Origin of the sequence: Salinicola socius (assembly GCF_001937195.1) — a bacterium.
GTDB lineage: Bacteria > Pseudomonadota > Gammaproteobacteria > Pseudomonadales > Halomonadaceae > Salinicola > Salinicola socius.
Genome location: NZ_MSDO01000030.1, coordinates 1 through 16,680 on the forward strand (window position 1 = coordinate 1; position 16,680 = coordinate 16,680).

13 protein-coding genes are annotated in these 16,680 nt (G+C 60.1%); 10 read left to right on the forward strand and 3 right to left on the reverse strand.

Annotated features, from left to right (window positions below; genetic code table 11):
• Positions 1-133: 133 nt before the first annotated feature.
• Entirely contained in the window at positions 134-889 is a 756-nt protein-coding gene (locus BTW07_RS17680) for a hypothetical protein (RefSeq protein WP_075571492.1), read from the reverse strand.
• A 301-nt stretch (positions 890-1,190) separates the two neighbouring features.
• The gene (locus tag BTW07_RS17685) at positions 1,191-1,673 is read right to left on the reverse strand and encodes a copper resistance protein NlpE N-terminal domain-containing protein (RefSeq protein WP_075571493.1); all 483 of its coding nucleotides are present in this window, start codon (positions 1,671-1,673) and stop codon (positions 1,191-1,193) included.
• Between the two features lie 186 nt (positions 1,674-1,859).
• Here BTW07_RS17685 and tssJ point away from each other — a divergent pair, with 186 nt between their 5' ends.
• The 9 genes from tssJ (at position 1,860) to BTW07_RS17730 (ending at position 15,711) form a co-directional block, all read left to right on the forward strand.
• Positions 1,860-2,405 (forward strand): type VI secretion system lipoprotein TssJ, encoded by a 546-nt coding sequence (gene tssJ / locus BTW07_RS17690; protein ID WP_075571494.1) that lies wholly within the window; start codon positions 1,860-1,862, stop codon positions 2,403-2,405.
• Positions 2,406-2,504: 99 nt separating this feature from the next.
• The gene (tssK, locus tag BTW07_RS17695; RefSeq protein ID WP_075571495.1) at positions 2,505-3,851 is read left to right on the forward strand and encodes a type VI secretion system baseplate subunit TssK; all 1,347 of its coding nucleotides are present in this window, start codon (positions 2,505-2,507) and stop codon (positions 3,849-3,851) included.
• Positions 3,848-4,561: a type IVB secretion system protein IcmH/DotU gene (icmH, locus tag BTW07_RS17700; protein ID WP_075571496.1), complete on the forward strand. Its 714-nt coding sequence runs from the start codon at positions 3,848-3,850 to the stop codon at positions 4,559-4,561. Before tssK ends, icmH begins: the two co-directional genes overlap by 4 nt.
• Before the next feature lie 15 nt (positions 4,562-4,576).
• Positions 4,577-8,581, forward strand: coding sequence for a type VI secretion protein IcmF/TssM N-terminal domain-containing protein (locus BTW07_RS17705; protein ID WP_075571497.1), 4,005 nt, complete (start codon positions 4,577-4,579; stop codon positions 8,579-8,581).
• Between the two features lie 103 nt (positions 8,582-8,684).
• On the forward strand, positions 8,685-9,608 hold the full coding sequence (gene tagF, locus BTW07_RS17710; protein ID WP_075571498.1) for a type VI secretion system-associated protein TagF: 924 nt from the start codon (positions 8,685-8,687) through the stop codon (positions 9,606-9,608).
• 26 nt (positions 9,609-9,634) lie between these two features.
• Positions 9,635-12,127 (forward strand): type VI secretion system membrane subunit TssM, encoded by a 2,493-nt coding sequence (gene tssM, locus BTW07_RS17715; RefSeq protein ID WP_075571499.1) that lies wholly within the window; start codon positions 9,635-9,637, stop codon positions 12,125-12,127.
• A 434-nt stretch (positions 12,128-12,561) separates the two neighbouring features.
• Positions 12,562-13,092 (forward strand): Hcp family type VI secretion system effector, encoded by a 531-nt coding sequence (locus tag BTW07_RS17720; RefSeq protein WP_075571500.1) that lies wholly within the window; start codon positions 12,562-12,564, stop codon positions 13,090-13,092.
• 298 nt (positions 13,093-13,390) lie between these two features.
• Positions 13,391-14,503, forward strand: coding sequence for a type VI secretion system protein TssA (gene tssA, locus BTW07_RS17725; protein WP_075571501.1), 1,113 nt, complete (start codon positions 13,391-13,393; stop codon positions 14,501-14,503).
• A gap of 2 nt (positions 14,504-14,505) precedes the next feature.
• Positions 14,506-15,711, forward strand: coding sequence for a hypothetical protein (locus tag BTW07_RS17730; RefSeq protein ID WP_075571502.1), 1,206 nt, complete (start codon positions 14,506-14,508; stop codon positions 15,709-15,711).
• Here the strand turns inward: BTW07_RS17730 and BTW07_RS17735 are convergent.
• A complete protein-coding gene (locus tag BTW07_RS17735) occupies positions 15,702-15,971 on the reverse strand; it encodes a PAAR domain-containing protein (RefSeq protein ID WP_075562149.1) in 270 nt (89 codons plus the stop codon). The two genes, BTW07_RS17730 and BTW07_RS17735, sit on opposite strands and share 10 nt — an antisense overlap.
• Before the next feature lie 127 nt (positions 15,972-16,098).
• On the opposite strand from BTW07_RS17735, the gene BTW07_RS17740 reads away from it, so the two are divergent.
• On the forward strand, positions 16,099-16,680 hold a 582-nt coding region (locus BTW07_RS17740; RefSeq protein ID WP_144076959.1), incomplete at its 3' end, for a type VI secretion system Vgr family protein.

The window sequence follows — 16,680 nt, forward strand, 5'->3', positions numbered from 1 at the left end:
GACGTCGTAGGTCAGATGCACACGGGGCGCGCGGACACGCGACAGCTTGTGTTGAGTACTTTCGTTCTTGGCCATGACAATGTCCTCTCTCGAGATGGCGAGTGCGTTGTGGTTTCTAAGTTCTCATGCGTGTTCAGGCAGATGGCGCCGCGTTGACCGCCCTGATCAGCTGCTCGCGCAGATCGTCCTGCATGGCTGCGATCGCGTCTTCGGAGATCAGCTCCTCGAAACTGCGGCTGCCGGAAATCTCGGTGCTGTGCCGAATGACCTCGTCGGATGGCAAGGTCGATGCCACGGGAGAGCTGATCACGCAGAAGGGGAGTTCACCGAAATCGTCGAGCTGCTGGAAACCGACCGGGAAGCGCAGCCCCCTGAACAAGCGCCCCAGGCCGCCAGCTCGGCTGAAGCAGTGAAAAAGCATCAGGTAGTGCACGACGAAGCGATGAAGTTCCGAGCCGCTACGGTTGGGATCGCGAATCACCTGGCGGAAGCGGCTCAGTTCGAATGACGAATAGCCCACGACCCAGCGCGCCGGACTGGTCACGCGTACGGAGTTGCCGCCGGGGAGGGCGTGGTCGTATTCCAGCGGGAACAGCTCGGGCGTCGAGTTGATGATGTTGAGCGGCACTTCCAGCTCGTTCATCAGATTGAAGGGGCGCAGCGCCGCGTGCTTGTCGAACAGCGTGCGGAACTCCTTGAAGTGGTGCTGGGTTTCGCGGCCACTACCGCGTGGGGCGCCCTGCAGGTATTCGCCGAACAGGGGCTGGGGTCGCACCAGTGGCGCCAAGGTCGCCAGGTAGTCTGCCGCCTGTGCCTTGAGCAAATCCGATACCACTCGCGTCTGCTTGCGCGAGCGGATGAAGCTATCAACATCGAAGGACTGCGTCATGATCGATTCCCGGTGCGGCTTCGCGTCGCCGAAGTTTACTTCGATAAAAGTCGGGCGACCCCGATTAGCATCAACTCGCGACTCATTGTTCGTATCTCATTGTTCGTATCTCTATTGTGCCGGGCTAGCCGCAAGACTCAAATACATTAACGACCACCTGTCTTCAGCCATAGCACAAACTGAAAACGATTGTATCGGAGACTTGTGACGGTACTCTAAGGTGATCTGCCATTGAGCTTGTAAGAGATCTCTTACATTTTGTGTAAAGATACGTTTTCTCTACTCTAGCACGACTCTCGGCTCAATTGCCCCGGCTCTCATTTTTCGGAAGCGACAGGTCTGGCGTCAACGATTGCAGTGTGACGCTCTCACCCTTCTCATCAACGGCTGGCGTTCCCTGCTCGGTCACCGGTTGGAGATCTCCGCTGTCCAGCCTGAGGTAGGCTCGAGTTGTGCCAACTTCGGGTTTGAGTACGTAGAGCTGACGTTTAAAGTCGTTAATAGACTGATTTTCATACCAATTTCCCCAGCTTGTGCTGACGCGCTCACCGCCCGGCGCATCGATTTTGATCTCATGCAGATAAAACCCGGCAGGGGCGCCGGTGACGGCATCGCGCTGCAGTACCAGGTCAGTCTCGATGCCGTTGCAGCCACTGCAGGGAAGTGTCCCCTCGAAGCGCTCGGTCGCCTTGACGTAGTTGACCTGCGTATTGGGTCCGGAGGCGCAGGCGCTCAATAATAGGCAAGCTGCCAGTGGAATCCATTTAACGAAATGTGCTTTCATGTGTCATTCTCAATCTTTTTGTAAATAAATGTTTCTGAGTAAGCTAATGTTAAATCCGGCGCTTATTATAGTCACTAAATCTGGTAGGGTGTGCGTCGCGGGAGATAATTTAATCCCGGCTCTTCTTTCGGTGATTCAATCTCCGCGGCCTCCTTACGACTAAATAAAAGAGTGGGTGAGACGGCAATGAAGGCGTCCGTACGCGTTTTGGGAATGGGTTTGTTGATCTCGCTGCTGGCCGGTTGCGGTGTCGCAGATCGTATGGGGAATCGCCTGGGGGATACCTGGGCGGGCGATCTGCTCGGCAATCAGGAGCGGGTGCGCGTCACCATCGATAGTGATGAATCGGTCAATCCGGATGTCGACGGCAAACCCTTGTCGGTCGTCGTCAGAATCTACCAGCTGACCGAGCAGCCAGCGTTTGCCACTGCCTCGCCACGTCAGTTGTGGAGCGATGAGGAAGCCGTCCTCGGCAAGAGTCTATTGTCTCAGCGTGAGGTGACGCTGCTGCCGGGCGAGGAGAAGGTCGATACGGCAGCGCTGAATCCCAATGCGCAGTATGTCGGCGTCGCAGCTTTCTTCCGCAACACGGTCGGCGATCACTGGCAGGTGGTCTTCGATGCCGAAGAGCTGAGGAACGATGGGCTGTTGAGCGCTTCGGAAGGGGTCAAGCTCCATCTCGTCGGAGATCGCGTCGAAGTGGTGCGCGGCCACGATCTGCTCGGCAATTGACTCTCCCTGCGATGGATTGGGCCAAAGATCATCACGAGATGGCGGCCGGTAGCCCATCGATCATCGCGGCATCAGTATTCAAAGGTACGGGACAGGGACGTGAGTAAACAAAACCGCATCATGTGGTCGGAGGGCATGTTCCTCCTGCCTCAGCATTTTCAGTACCAGGACGAATTTCATCAGCGCCAGCTGGCCGAAACGCGTCAGGCTCAGCATCCGTTCCAATGGGGTGTGCAGGAGATCGCCTTCGACGAGGGGGCGCTGGAGCAGGGCACGCTGCGCCTGACCCGGCTGAAGCTGGTGTTTCCGGACGGCGCCCTGATCGATGCGCCGCAACATGATCCTTTGCCGCCGGGTCGCAGTCTGGATGAGCTGGCACGCAATGGAGAGGTCAAGATCTACGCAGCCCTGCGTACGCTGGAGCCCTGGTCGCCCAGTTATCTCGATCAGGACGCGCCTCGTCACGGTGGCCGTCGCTACGTGCAGCGCTTCGAGACGCGGCCCGACCTCAACGAAGGGACGCTGGAAAACGAGCTGGGAACGCTCGAGCTCAATGCCACCCTGCTGATGGAAGGCGACAGCCTCGACGGTTTCACGCACTGCCCGATTGCCTTGCTCAAGCGCAATGCCGCCGGCGGCTTTAGTCTCGACAGCGAGCATTTCATGCCGCCAGTGCTGCACATCGACGCCGTCTCATTGCCTTTTGGTATTGCCAATCGACTGATCGGCATGCTGCAGGCCCGCAGCGAAGCGCTATCCGGCCGCCGTCGCGAGCGCGCCGACCAGGTGGCGGAGTTCGGGTCCAGTGACGTGACGCTGTTCTGGCTGCTTTACACCATCAATCGTGCCTACCCGCAGCTGGCGCACCTGTTGGCCAATCCGCGGCTGCATCCCGAAACGCTCTACCGCTTTCTCGCCGAGCTCGCTGCCAGCCTGATGACGTTCTCGATGTCCCACAAGCTGGGGGACATCCCAGACTACGATCATCGGGATCCGGCGCCGGGGCTGTTGAGATTGGAAGAGGTGGTGCGCGAACTGCTCGAGATCGTCGTGCCCAATCAGTACATCCCGATCCCGCTCGAGCAGACCCGGCCTTCCTATTATGTGGGGCGGCTCAACGACGCCCGCCTCAAGGACGCCGACTTCTACATCAGCGTTCACGCCGATATGCCGGGTGCGCAGATCCTCGAACTGGTCCCGCGGGCGTTCAAGGTCGGCTCGCCGGAAGACATCGAAGTGGTGGTCAACACCGCCATGCCCGGCGGCACCCTGAGCCACGCCTCGCGAATGCCCAGCGCAATTCCGGTTCGTCTGGACAATCACTACTTCGCGCTCGAGCCTCACGGCGCCGTTTACGAACGCATGATGGACGCGCAGGCAATCGCTTTTTACGTCCCCAGCGGATTCAAGAATCTCAGCATTGAATTGATGGCGGTAATGAAATGACCCAAGCCCTAGCTCACCCCTCCGATATCGCCGAGCCGCGCACGCTCAAGACGCTGTCGCGCGATTTCATCTCCATGGTGCTGATGGTGCGTCGCGGCCAGCAGGCTGAAAGTGTCGAGCGCTTTCTCGAGCGGGTCGATCAGTGGCTGCGCGAGTTCGAGGAGAAAGCCAGGGCGGAAAACTACAGCGCCGAAGCCGTGAAAGATGCGCAGTACGCCCTCTGCGCGTTTCTCGACGAGAGCGTGCTGAAGGGTGGCATTGGCAATATCCGCGAGCATGTCGAGCTGCATCCCTTTCAGTACCGCTATTTCGGTGTGCACCTCGCCGGGGAGGGGTTCTACGACCGTCTCGACAGTCTGCGTTCGGACGTGCGTGCCAATCTGGATGTGCTGGAGGTCTATCACCTGTGTCTGGCGCTCGGCTTCGAAGGCAAGTACAGCCTCGAGAATCGCGATCAACTGCGCTATATCGCCAACACCCTGGGGCAGGATATCGCGCGTTATCGCCAGCAGGGCGCCGAGCGCAGCGAGAGCTGGAAGCTGCCGGATCAGGTCGGGCAACTGCTGCGCTACGAAATTCCGCTGTGGGTCTATCTGCTCGGCATCGTGGTGATCTGTCTGATCGTCTACGGCGGGCTGCGTTGGTGGTTGGGTAGCGAAACCGATTCGCTGATCGAACAGATCCAGCAGCTTTTCCAATCCACCCGCTGACGAGCGAGCCCGACGATGCGTTTTCTTCGATTCCTGCGCTCGCTGAAAGGCTTCTGGCCGCTCTCCATCGTGTTGTGGTTGATGGGGTTGGCGTTGTGCGTCGTGTTGCTGCCCCTGGTGACCCAGGATCGCGAGCTGATCTTCATCGCCATGGCGCTGGTCACGGCGGTCTGGCTACTGGTGCTGGTGATGCGCCAGTACCACCGTATTCGTGCAGAAAGAAATATCGAGAACCTGGTGGAGCTGGAAGTCCATCGCGAGGCGGCCGAAAGCGAGTCCGGTGACTACCAGGTACTGAGCGAGCGACTCAAGCACGCCATGACGATGCAGCGCGCCGCGCGTTCCGTCGACGGTGGCAAGGCCTCTCTCTACGAATTGCCGTGGTACCTGGTCATCGGCATGGCGGCCTCTGGCAAGACGTCACTGCTGACGCGCTCCTCGCTTTCCGCGACCATGGCAGGTGGCAGCAACCTGTCAGCGGTCAGCGGCACCCAGCACTGTGATTGGTACTTCAGTCGTGAAGCAGTAATGGTCGATACCGCCGGACGTTATCTGGTTGAAGATCGTCCCGCGAGTGAGTTTGCCGATTTTCTCAAGACCCTGCGCAAGCAGCGCCGCAAGCCTGCCATCAACGGCCTGGTGCTGGTTGTCAGCCTGCCTGAACTGCTCGAGCAATCGCGCCAGGAGGCGCATGCGTTGGCCGAGCAGCTGGTGGCCCGTGTGGCCGAGTATCGCCAATGCCTGGGTATCAACCCGCCGGTCTATCTGTTCTTCAGCAAGGCCGACCTGCTGCCCGGGTTCACGCGCACCTTCGAGACGCTGGATGCCTCCGAGCGTCAGCAGCCCTGGGGCCTGACGTTCTCGATTGATGAGTTGCGTCGTGACGGTGTGGCCGGTGCGTTCCAGCAGCGTTTTCCGACGCTGGTGACGGCCCTTCGTCAACGTGTCGATCGACGCATGATCGAGGAAGGCAGCGATGCAGACAGCGAACTGCTGCGCTTCCCGGACTATTTTGCCGAACTCTCCGGTGTGCTCAGCGATTTTCTCGAACAGTTCGACATTCAGCAGCACGGCGATCAGGCGCCGGTATTACGCGGCATGTATTTCACCAGCGCGTTGCAGACCGGCCCGACGCTGCCGCCGCTGCTGGACGAACAGACGCGATCCGAGTTCGCTCTCGAGCCTGGCCCGGTCTCGGCGCCGGCGAACCGAGCCGGTGAGAAGAGCTATTTCATCACCGATACCTTTCGCAACGTGGTTTTCCCCGACCGCAACCTGAGTCTCTACTATTCCCAGCGTGGCGGCCGGCGTGCGCTGCCCACGTTCATGATCGGTGCCGTTGGCGTACTCGGTGTCGCGGCAATTGCGGCCCAGGGCTGGTCTGCCTACAACAACAAGCTGTGGGTCGATCATATTCAGCAGAACCTCGACGATGTCATGGCCGGGAACAGCACCGGTAGGCTCAAGCCTCACGAACGTCGGGCGCTACTCGATGATCTGGAACAGCAGTTGGCGGCCATCGAGCGGCATCACGAGAACGGCGTTCCGCTCAAGCTGGATCTGGGGCTTTATCAAGGCGAGGTGCTGCGCGATCCGCTCAAACACGCCTGGGCTACGCTCATGCGCGAAGACGTCCTGGCGCCACTGGCGAACCGATTGATGCGTCAACTGCGTTCGCTGGGCAGTTTTGTGACGGCGGGCGGGGAGATCGACACTGACGCTGCGGGCGACGATGCCCAGGCGCGTTCAGCGGATGGCAGCACTGCTGCCGCCGTCGGCGACAGCGCTCAGGGAGTCGGAAGCCGTGGCCAGGCTATCGGTCAGGGCGCGCTGGATCGTCTGCAGGAGCGCTCGACTTCGCGTCCGACGTTGGGCAGCGTACCGACTAGCGCGTCAGAGCTGAGTAGCCGTGCTCGCGGTGAAATGCGTTCGAGAACCACCGACAGTGCACGCGATGCCTGGTTTTCGGCGCGTAGCAATGCCGAGACCGAACTCGAGGAAGGCCTGCGCAGCCGGACCAGTGAACTGGGCAGCGTCGTCGGTGACGCCAATGGTGACGAGTCGACATTGACGCTTTCCGGAGAGCAGGGGCCCTCGCTCTCCGAAGAGATGTTGACCCAGCTGAGCCAGGAGGATGTCGAGCAGCTGATCGGAAGCTACTCCTCCCTCAAGCTTTATCTCATTCTCACCGATCCGGCTTCGCATCAGGATCAGGGCGATTTCGTCGCCTCCGCGCTGCCGCGGTTGTGGCAGGAATCGGTTCGCCGGCGAGGACTCTCCCGATCGCGTGACAGCATCGTGGATAACGCCGCTCTCTACGTGCATTACCTGCAGCAGGGGACGGCGCCCGCGCTCGAGCGCGACGACAATCTGGTCGCCGATAGTCGCGAACGGCTCAACGCGTTCCTGATCGATAGCAGTCTGGTCGATCGCGAATACCTGCGCTACCAGCTGGATGTCGAGGAGCGCTACGATCCGCTCACGCTATCCAGAATGGCCCCTGACATGCCTGGTCGACTGTTCTATTCCAGCCGGGCCGTACCCGCTTTCTACACCCGCCAGGTATGGGACGAATATCTGCGGCCGGCAATCATCGAAACGGTATCCGGCGATCTGCAGCGCGAGTCGGACTGGGTACTGGATGACGAGGACGTCGATGATGCCGTGCAGTCCAAGGCGCGCTTCGTCAGCCAGTTGATGGCGCGCTACAAGCGCGACTATGCGATCGCCTGGGAGCGCTTCCTCGGTAACACTCACGTTTCCCGTTTCGACACTCTCGATCAGGCCAGCGTACGACTGGCGGAGCTGAGCGATCTGCAGGGTTCGCCACTGCGTCAGGTACTGGAAGCGGTCAAGGCCAATACCGATTGGGACGATCCGCAGGCCAACGATTCGGATGGAGATGCCAGCGGCAAAGCGCAGGACAAGAGCTTCTGGGGGCGCGTGATGAGCGTCTTCGACAGCGGCGATGGCAGCGCGACGGTGGATCTGGCGACATTGCCGAAGATCAACGATGGCGCGTTGACTCGCCACTTCCGCCCGGTGGCACGCATGCTCTCCGCCGATGACGCTACCGGCAGCGACAATTCCGTGCTCAACCAGTATCTGCTCGACCTACGTCAGCTCAAGGTACGCGTCGACAACGTCCGTAGTGCCCAGGATGTCGGCCGCAGCAGCAAATCGCTGATCATGGCGACGCTTTCGGGGCAGCCGACCGAGATCAACGGATTGCGCAACTTTGTCGCGTCCCGCGTGGATACCTCCCGTGCACCGCTGGTCAAGGCGCTCGAGCCATTGTTCCGAGTTCCCGTCGAGGACACCTGGAAGGCACTCAACGAGCCGGCCAGACATCAGCTCAACGCGGCCTGGGACGACAAGATCGTCACGCCGTGGGACCAGATGGTCGCCGGGCGCTATCCGGTCAGTGATTCGGTCAACGAAGCTTCGGTTCGCGATCTGGAGTATTTCATCGACCCGGATCAGGGGGCGCTGTCTCAGTTCCGTCAGGATGAGATCGGCGACCTTGCCGGCTCCGGGAGCGGGCAACGCTCGCCGATGGTCGACCCGCGCATGCTCGCCAGCATCGATGACGCCACGGCGCTTGGACAGGTTATCGATAGCCTCTCCGATCTACGCAATGGGTTCGAGCTGCAGGTGAATCCGACTGCGGGTCTGACCGACATCATCCTGACCATCGACGGGCAGCGCTTGCATTACCGCAACAATACCCAGTCGTGGGAACGTCTGATATGGCCAGGCAATGGCGAGTCTTTCGGCGCGCGTATGGACATTGTCAATCGCGATGGACGCCGACATACCGTGTTCGATTATCCCAATCGCTGGGGGTTCCTGCGCATGATCGAAAGCGCCGCCATCACGCCGATCGACAGTGCCCGGCAGCGATTCAGCTGGCGCACCTATATGGGTACGGTGAGCTTCGATGTGCGCAACTTCGGCGGGGTGAAGATATCGGATCTGCGCCGAATCAAGTCGCTGACCATCCCGACGATGAGTCGATAACGGTAGCAACAGGGCGTTGAAATAGCGCGAAAATCATAGGCCCGCGATCCAGGAGGCGGGTCGGTAACGATGCAACGGGATAGGCGATGAGAGGGAAGTCTGCATGATCGGCTGCTTTGGCAAGATCCCCGCGAAAGCCGATTTCGTGGGAGTTAACGCCGCCGGCGCAGTGATTCAGGAGCTCGATCAGTGGTTGCAGCGTGCGTTGGTGCAATTTCTCGATCATGAGGACTGGATGCATCGGTTCGACGCGCTCCCGGTCTGCTTCTTCCATTATCACGCTCGCAACGGCAGCGACGTGATGGGCGCGATGATCAGTTCGGGTGACGCTTCCGGCCGCCGCTATCCGTTCTTCATCTTCCAGATGTTGAAGACGGAAGGGCGGCCGTCGGTGTTGCCGTACCTGCACACGTTGGGCGAAATCTTCGCCGGGCAAGCGCGGGAGATTCTGACGGATTCCGTCCACGGATCGGCGCCGATCGACCCGACCGTGGCGATCGAGGATCTGCGCCGTTGGACCGATCAGGATTTGACGCTGTATCAGCGCATCCACGAACGCTTTCTGCAGGATTACAGCTTTGACGACATCGCCAGATCACTGGAGTGGGGCTGGCCGGAGTTCATCGCCAGCGCCTGTCTGCATCGTTTGCACTTCGCCCTGGAAAGCTGGCGTGCTGGCAGCACGCTTGCGGTGCTGCTTCCCCTACCGGCGGAGCGAGGCTTGAAAAGGCCGGTGGCGGACCTGTGGCAGCAATGGGTCGGTAGTGCCTGTCAGGGCGGTGCCCCGGTCATGAGTCTGCTGATCGACGATTTCATGCGTCCGCGTCTGTTGCTGATGCCGGTTTGGCGTAGCGCCGAGGCGTTTTTTGAAGTGCTGTCGAATCCCGATGACCGCCGGCTGTGTATCGATGTGCTGGCACCGTTCGCTGATGACGAACCGCATCCCGGAACCTTGTCGCTGCCGGATACCCGACTGAGCCTGGCCGATTTCATGACCTACTTCCCGCGCAGCCGTCACGCGTCGTGAATGGGCAACAGTGAGCAGATGGACTGATGAAACGTTTGAAATTCGCTTATCTGAAATACGCTTTCTTCAAGTATCAGCCCTATATTCTGGGGTTGCTGTTCTTCGCAGCCATCTTTCTGGTATGGCGGATCGGGGTGGCGCTCGGCTTTTCGTCGCTCGCCAGTTTGCTGACCGGCATCGTCGTGTTCCTTCTCGCCTCGGCGCTCTATGTGCTGTTGCTTTACCGAGGCGTGGGACAAAAGCGTAACCTCGAGCATTTGCTGATGGACGACGCCGATGCGGCAGTGCTCGAGGCCAGCCCCCAGGACCGGGAGGAGATCAGCCTGCTTCGCGAGCGGCTGCTGACGACGATCGAGCGCCTCAAAAAAAGCGGCAAGGGTAAGGGAAAGCGAGGCAAGGACGCGCTCTATGCGCTGCCCTGGTACATGATCGTCGGCCAGCCGGCGGCCGGCAAGAGCACGATGGTTTATCAGTCCGGGCTGAACTTTCCTTTTGCCGAGAGAGAAAACGCTCGGGTCGCCGGAATGGGCGGTACGCGACACTGCGACTGGTTTTTCAGCTCGGATGCGATCCTGCTGGATACTGCGGGTCGATACATGAACAGCGAGGAGGAGGCCGGTAAGTGGAAGGGCTTCCTGTCGTTGCTCAAGCAGCATCGTCGGGACTGTCCGCTCAATGGCTTGATCGTCGCGGTCAATATCAGTGATGTGGTCCAGGCCAGTGAAACCCAGCGCAACAATCTGGCTCGGCGTCTGCGGGAGCGGATTCAGGAAGCTCGCGAGCATCTGGAAGCGCGCCTGCCGATCTATCTGGTCTTCACCAAGTGCGACCTGATCGAAGGCTTTACCACTTTCTTCGAACGCCTCGATCCGCAGCGCCAAAGTGAGGTGTTGGGGCATACCTTTGCGCATCGCCAACCTGGTGATGTGAACTGGAGCCAGCAGTTCGATGCCGCACTGGGGAAGCTCTGCCAGCATTGGCTGCAGATGGGTGACGACGAGATCGTGCAGCGTGATGTCATCGATACGCGTCGAGAGGTCGCGGCCTTTCGTTTCCCGCTGGAACTGGCTGCCCTGCGTGAACCCTTGACTCGTTTCGTCGAGGCATTGACCAACGCCAATCCCTACCAGAGCGCGCCGTTGCTCCGAGGCTTCTATTTCGTCAGCGCGCTGCAGGAAGGCGACGCCATCGAAGGGGAGCACGCCGGCCGCATCGGTCGTCATTTCTCTCTGGCCAAGCCGGAATCGTTGACCGGCGAACGCACCAATCATCCGTTCTTTATCGCCAACCTGTTTCGTCAGGTCATCATTGCCGACCAGCATCTCGCCGGCCTTTATTCGAGTGACGTGCGCGGCCGGCGTCGCAAGCTGCGCTGGACGCTGGCGGCAGGCCTTCTCGGCGCCATCTGCTGCACGCTCTGGATCACCTCCGCCGTGCGCAATCATGGCGAGATTGCCGCCATGTCAGGGACCTTTGCCGATGCCGTAGAGGCGGATGACCAGCATCCCGAATGGTATGCGCGTTGGTCGAGTCTGGATGCGCTGCGAGATTGGGGAAGTCACTACTATCAGCGTCGGCAGGGTGATGGAGTGCCGTGGTCGATGGGATGGGGGCTCTATCAGGGAGACAGGATCGAGCCGGCAATCCGCGAGCGCTACTTCGATCAGCTGCAACCCGTGATGTTGGAGCCGGTCGAGCAGAACCTGACTCGATCGCTGTTTACGCTGACCACCATCGACGTCTACCGGCGGAACAGCGACGAACTGCATGCCGTCGAAGGGCCGGACACTGTCGCACCTTATGCGCGCCCTCGCGACAATAGTGCGGATTCGCTGGCCAAATTCGGACGTTCCACGCTGGATACCTATCTGATGATGTCCGATCTCGATCGCGGCGACATCGATTCCGATGTGCTGCGCGCTCAGCTCCCGGCTTTCTGGTATCCCGACATTCAGCGTCGCACTGGCACCACGATCGACGAGAACCAATCCGATTATCGCTATGCGGGTCGTCAGATCGATTTCTACAGTGCACAGGTGCAGGAAACCGATGTTCCGAGAATCTCCGCCAATGCCTTCCTGGTATCCAGCAGTCGCAACTATATCGACAGCCTTCTGGAGCAGACCCTGACCAGTTCGGAAACGATCGTACTGGAGTCCGACACGCTCTTCGCCTTCGGGCGCGGCGATTATTCGGGGCTACAGGCAGCGGGGCAGAAGGAACTGGATGCGCTGGCCGAGCGTCTGCTCAATACCCAGGACCTCGGCCAGATCCTGATTACCGGCCATGCCGACCCGATCGGTAATGAACGGGCCAACCAGCAGCTGTCGCTGCAGCGGGCCATGACGATCCGTCAGTACCTCATCGGTAAGGGCGTACCAGCCGGATTGATCGAGGCCAAAGGTGCCGGTAGCGAACGCCCGCTGGTGACGTGTGATCGCAGTCAACCGCGCGCGGCCTTGATCGATTGCCTGGCGCCCAACCGTCGGGTGGAGATCGAGGTCAGGAAGCAAGAATAATTAGACTTTTGATCCGAGTGGCGCGCTATTTGTAACAAAATATATAAAATGTAGTTAAATGTGTATATCGCCTTTAAAGTTGAAAATGGCGCTATATAATCTGGATTAAGAGGCTTTCTGTGAAAAACTGCATCCCGATGATGTCATTTTGAAACAATCCAGGGTTTGTAGGAAATTGGATATATATGACATAGGCGATTTCCTAACCCCCGACGTTCTGGATGACGCCATTTCGCTGTAATGAGCGATTGTTATTCGAGGGATGCTGTTTTTTACTTTTGAAAAAACAACTGTTTGTTTGAACGCTACATCTTCATCGCCGATGAATGGATGATGACAGGTTGGCAAGAGATGCCACTCATGGGGTTGGGTTCACGTTGATTCCATCCATGAGGGCGTCATCCCGTAGGTAGGAAACTAGGAGAACTGAGAAAATGGCTTTTGATGCATACCTCAAAATCGACGGCATCCCCGGTGAAAGTCTGGATGACAAGCATCCGGATTGGATCGAACTCAAGAGCTTCGACTTTGGTGCCAGCCAGGCGACTTCCGCAACGGCGAGCTCTTCCGGTGGCGCCTCTGCCGAGCGTGTCAACCTGAGCGAGTTCCGCATCCAGAAATTCGTCGACAAGGCTTCTGCCAAGTTGTTCGAATCCTGCTGTAAAGGTCAGCACATCAAGGAAGTGGTGCTCCACGTCAACCGCGCCGGTGGTGACAAGGTGCGCTACATGGAAGTCAAACTCGAAGAGGTCATCGTTTCCTCTACTGAAATGGAAGGTACCTCCACGTCTACCGGCTTCGAGCAGAACGATAGCGAAGATCGCCACGATCTGCCGTACGAGACCGTCAAGTTCAACTACGCACGAATCAAAATCACCTATACCCAGCAGAAGCGTTCCGATGGCCAGGGTGGCGGCAACGTCGCAGGCGGCTGGGATCGCACTCGCAACAAGGTCTACGCCTAAGTCGTTTTGCCGCTCTTCGGAGCGGCTATCGACATGCTCACCGATCGTGGCGGCGAACGGTGGGCATATTCTTGATTGGCTGGACTATTCGTCCTGTCTTGCAGGCAATGAGCTCGACGGATAGCAGTCGTTGATTGACCCAGGCAGGTCGCGGTGGCTTTCGGGTGGAGCCATGGGGCTCAAGCATGAGCCGATGCGCGTCCCGATTGGCTGCTGCCTCTCTGGGTGAATCAATGCCGCCGCTGGTCGGACGACGCCGTAGTCCGCCACGGCCTTCAATGCGTGTGAGGTCGAAGATATGGATCAACTCGGCGAGCTTTCCATCGATGCGCTTCTCGCGCCCATCGAGGGCTGTAGCCATGGTGGCAGTGGGGAGGATCTGACGTTTTCGATACTATTCGATCAGATCAAGGAGGCACGTCGAGCCGACCCGACCTACCTGCCACAAGGTGAGTGGCAGACCGAGCTCAAGCAGTCCGACTGGGGGCAGGTCATTAATCTGACCAGCGAGGCGTTGGCAGAACAGAGCAAGGACCTGCAACTGGCCGGCTGGCTTTGCGAGGGATTGGTCCACCGAGAAGGCTTCGACGGCATTCGGTTTGGCCTGGCCCTGACAACGCGCCTTCTCGACGAGTACTGGGAATCGCTCTATCCCGAAGTCGACGAGGAAGATCTCGATGAGCGCGCCGCGCGGCTGGGGTGGTTGGTCGATACACTGGTCAACGTTGTGCGCACACTGCCGCTGGTGGCGGGCGAGGGCTACAGCCTGGCCGACTACGACGAATCTCGTCAGGTCGAGAACCAGGCCCGCAATGACCCGGACGCGATGGACCGGGCGCTGGGTGAAGGCAAGATCAACGACGAGATTTTCCAGCGCTCGGTGGTGCTTAGTAGCACCGAGTTTCTACAGGAACGTCACACGGCGATCGCGGCGTCGCTGGTGTCGCTGGCGCAGTTGGACGACATCAGCGAGCAGCGCTTCGGGCGCGATGCGCCGAGCTTTTCATCGCTGGAAAAAGTGCTGGTCCAGTGCCGCGACCTCACCGAGAAGCTGCTGCGTGGGCGTGGTGCCGGTGTTGCGGTGGAGGAGGAGGCGGCAGCGATCGCCGAGGCGGAAGCCGAAGCGCCGGGGCGCGTCGAGCCCAGTTTCACGGCGCCCGCCGTCGAGCCTGGCGGTGAACTGAGGACCAAACCCAGGAGTCGCGACGAAGCTTTCGAGATGCTCAACGGTGTCGCACGCTACTTCAAGGAGCGCGAGCCTCACAGCCCGGTGCCGTATCTGATCGAACGTGCCGTTAAGTGGGGACGCATGCCGCTGGAAGAGTGGCTCAAGGATGTGATCAAGGACAACGGTGTCATCGATAACATCCGCGATACGCTGGGCACGCAGTCCAGGGATGACGACTACTGACCATGTCTCGCGCCTCGATTTTTGATCTGCTTCATCAGCGCCAGCAGCCCACCGAGCCAGCCCAGGAGCCGAGCTCGGCGCGGAGCGATTATGACGCTGCCAGGCTCCGGCTCCTCGATGGCGTGGCGCTGACCGCATCCGGCTTTGTCGGTGCTGGCGCCATGCCGGAGGCGCAATCCCCGGCGCTTTCCCCCTCACTCCATGGTCCGGACGGGTTTCGTCTACTGGTCCATCGGGTCGCCGATGTCATGCCGGTCCAGGAACCTCGTCTGGGGCGTTTCGAAGCCAAGGCATTACGACTCCACGAGCTGGTTCAGGCGATCGTGATCGAAGCGCTGATGATGCTCGAAGCGTTGCCGGAAGAGACGGCCTTCGATGTCGTGCTGACTGCGCCAATGCGCTCGCCGGAGGCGGCTGCCATCGTTGTCGAGCACCTGCGGACCGCCATCGTCGAAACACAATACGCTTCGGCGCTGGGCGAGATTCATCGCACCTCGCAAGGGGGCGACCCGCATACCGTGCTCGGCGTCGGCGATAGCGGTGGGATGCCTTACGTACTATGGATCAGCGCGGATTCGCTGCTCAACGACGAAGGCGTCGCCTCGATGCAGCATCGCCGCCTATTGGGGCGCTCCTCGAATAGCGCAGGCCTGTATGTGGGAGAGGCCGTCGTTGCGCTCCTGGTACAGCGACTACTGCCCGAAGACCATGGCTTCGACACCGGTTGGCAAATCGAGAAAGGCATGACCCGCGATCATCCGGTCCGGGCGACGCAGCGCGATCATGCCAAACGCCAGTCCTTGCTCGAGCTGTTATCGGACGCCTGGCCCTTAGCCGCGACGACTTCGGCAGCTGGCTTTGATGACGCCGAGACATCGGATGCTGCTGCGGATGAGGTGGGCGCAAGCACTTGGCCGGCACGGGTCGTCATCGATGCGATGGGCCTATCCGGCAGAGCGGTGGAGATCGGTAGTGCGCTGATCGAGCGTTGGCCCGAGATCGATATGATCGATGACGGCATCGGCATCGATCAATTCTGTGGCTGGCCGGGCGAGGCGGTGACGGCGCTGGCCCTGGCGTTGGCGATCGCGCCGCTATCGCCAGTGGAAAGCGCGCTGGTTCTCAGTGTGGAAGGCGAAACCCGCTCGACGGCGTGGTGCTTACAGTCCTGCGCGGCCTCGGCCGCACAGGAAGGCGATCATTCGTGACCGCTATCGCCGTTGTGTGACGAGATCAGCGAAGCGCCGCAGGCGGTCTTGTGACCGTGCAGTGCCACCGGCTTGCCGTTGATCTTCATGGTCGGGTGACCCTCGACGATGGCATTGGTGCTGCCGTGGCCATCCTTGGGGCAGGTGACCTTGTCGCCGACACAAGCAACCGGTTTGCCGTCAATCAGGTAATTGCTCTGCGCGGTAATGACTTTGCCGCCGTGGCTGGTGGCGTCACCGAGTACAACGATGCCTTTCATCGATCCGGGCTTCCTGGCAAGTGTGAGAGGTCGAGTCCGGCCAAGCGGGCTCATCAACGAGCGTTAATTTAGCCATCGACACCGTGGCGGTACAAGCAGCGGGTGGTGGGATGGCGGAGAGGCCAAGATGGCAGAGACGATACTGGATAGTTTGCTCGACACCTTCGATATCGGGCTGTCGCAGTCCCAGCGGCTGCTGACGCTGGAGATCGCCGGGGCTTCGTTGCTGCCCCATCGGCTGGTGGGCGAGGAGCGGGTGAGCGAGCCGTTCACCTACACCCTCGACTGCATCTCCCAGCAGGGCGACATCGAGCTCAAGACGCTGATGGCCCAGCCGGCCCGGCTCTCGATTCTGCAGGCCGACGGCAGCTACCGCCCGCTGCACGGGCTGGTCAGCGAGGCCGCATTGCTGGGCGAGGATGGCGGCGTCACCTACTACCAGCTCACCCTGGTGCCGTGGCTGGCGATGCTGAAGCTCGGCCGCGACAGCCGGATCTTCCAGGACCGCAGCGTCGCCGATGTCCTCACCGCCGTGTTCGACGGCCATGAACTGGCCAAGGGCCGCTACCGCTTCGACCTGCGTCGCGACTATCCCGCCCGCAGCTACTGCGTGCAGTACCGAGAGAGCGACTTCAACTTCGTCAGTCGGCTCTGCGAGGAAGAAGGTCTCTTTTACTATGCAGAGTTTGCGGGCGACGACGATGAGTTC

Coding starts and splice junctions, on each gene's coding strand:
- BTW07_RS17730 (WP_075571502.1), top strand. CDS start 14,506: ATGTCTCGCGCCTCGATTTTTGATCTGCTTCATCAGCGCCAGCAGCCC.
- BTW07_RS17685 (WP_075571493.1), bottom strand. CDS start 1,673: ATGAAAGCACATTTCGTTAAATGGATTCCACTGGCAGCTTGCCTATTA.
- BTW07_RS17705 (WP_075571497.1), top strand. CDS start 4,577: ATGCGTTTTCTTCGATTCCTGCGCTCGCTGAAAGGCTTCTGGCCGCTC.
- BTW07_RS17720 (WP_075571500.1), top strand. CDS start 12,562: ATGGCTTTTGATGCATACCTCAAAATCGACGGCATCCCCGGTGAAAGT.
- tssA (WP_075571501.1), top strand. CDS start 13,391: ATGGATCAACTCGGCGAGCTTTCCATCGATGCGCTTCTCGCGCCCATC.
- BTW07_RS17735 (WP_075562149.1), bottom strand. CDS start 15,971: ATGAAAGGCATCGTTGTACTCGGTGACGCCACCAGCCACGGCGGCAAA.
- BTW07_RS17680 (WP_075571492.1), bottom strand. CDS start 889: ATGACGCAGTCCTTCGATGTTGATAGCTTCATCCGCTCGCGCAAGCAG.
- tssJ (WP_075571494.1), top strand. CDS start 1,860: ATGAAGGCGTCCGTACGCGTTTTGGGAATGGGTTTGTTGATCTCGCTG.
- tssM (WP_075571499.1), top strand. CDS start 9,635: ATGAAACGTTTGAAATTCGCTTATCTGAAATACGCTTTCTTCAAGTAT.
- tagF (WP_075571498.1), top strand. CDS start 8,685: ATGATCGGCTGCTTTGGCAAGATCCCCGCGAAAGCCGATTTCGTGGGA.
- icmH (WP_075571496.1), top strand. CDS start 3,848: ATGACCCAAGCCCTAGCTCACCCCTCCGATATCGCCGAGCCGCGCACG.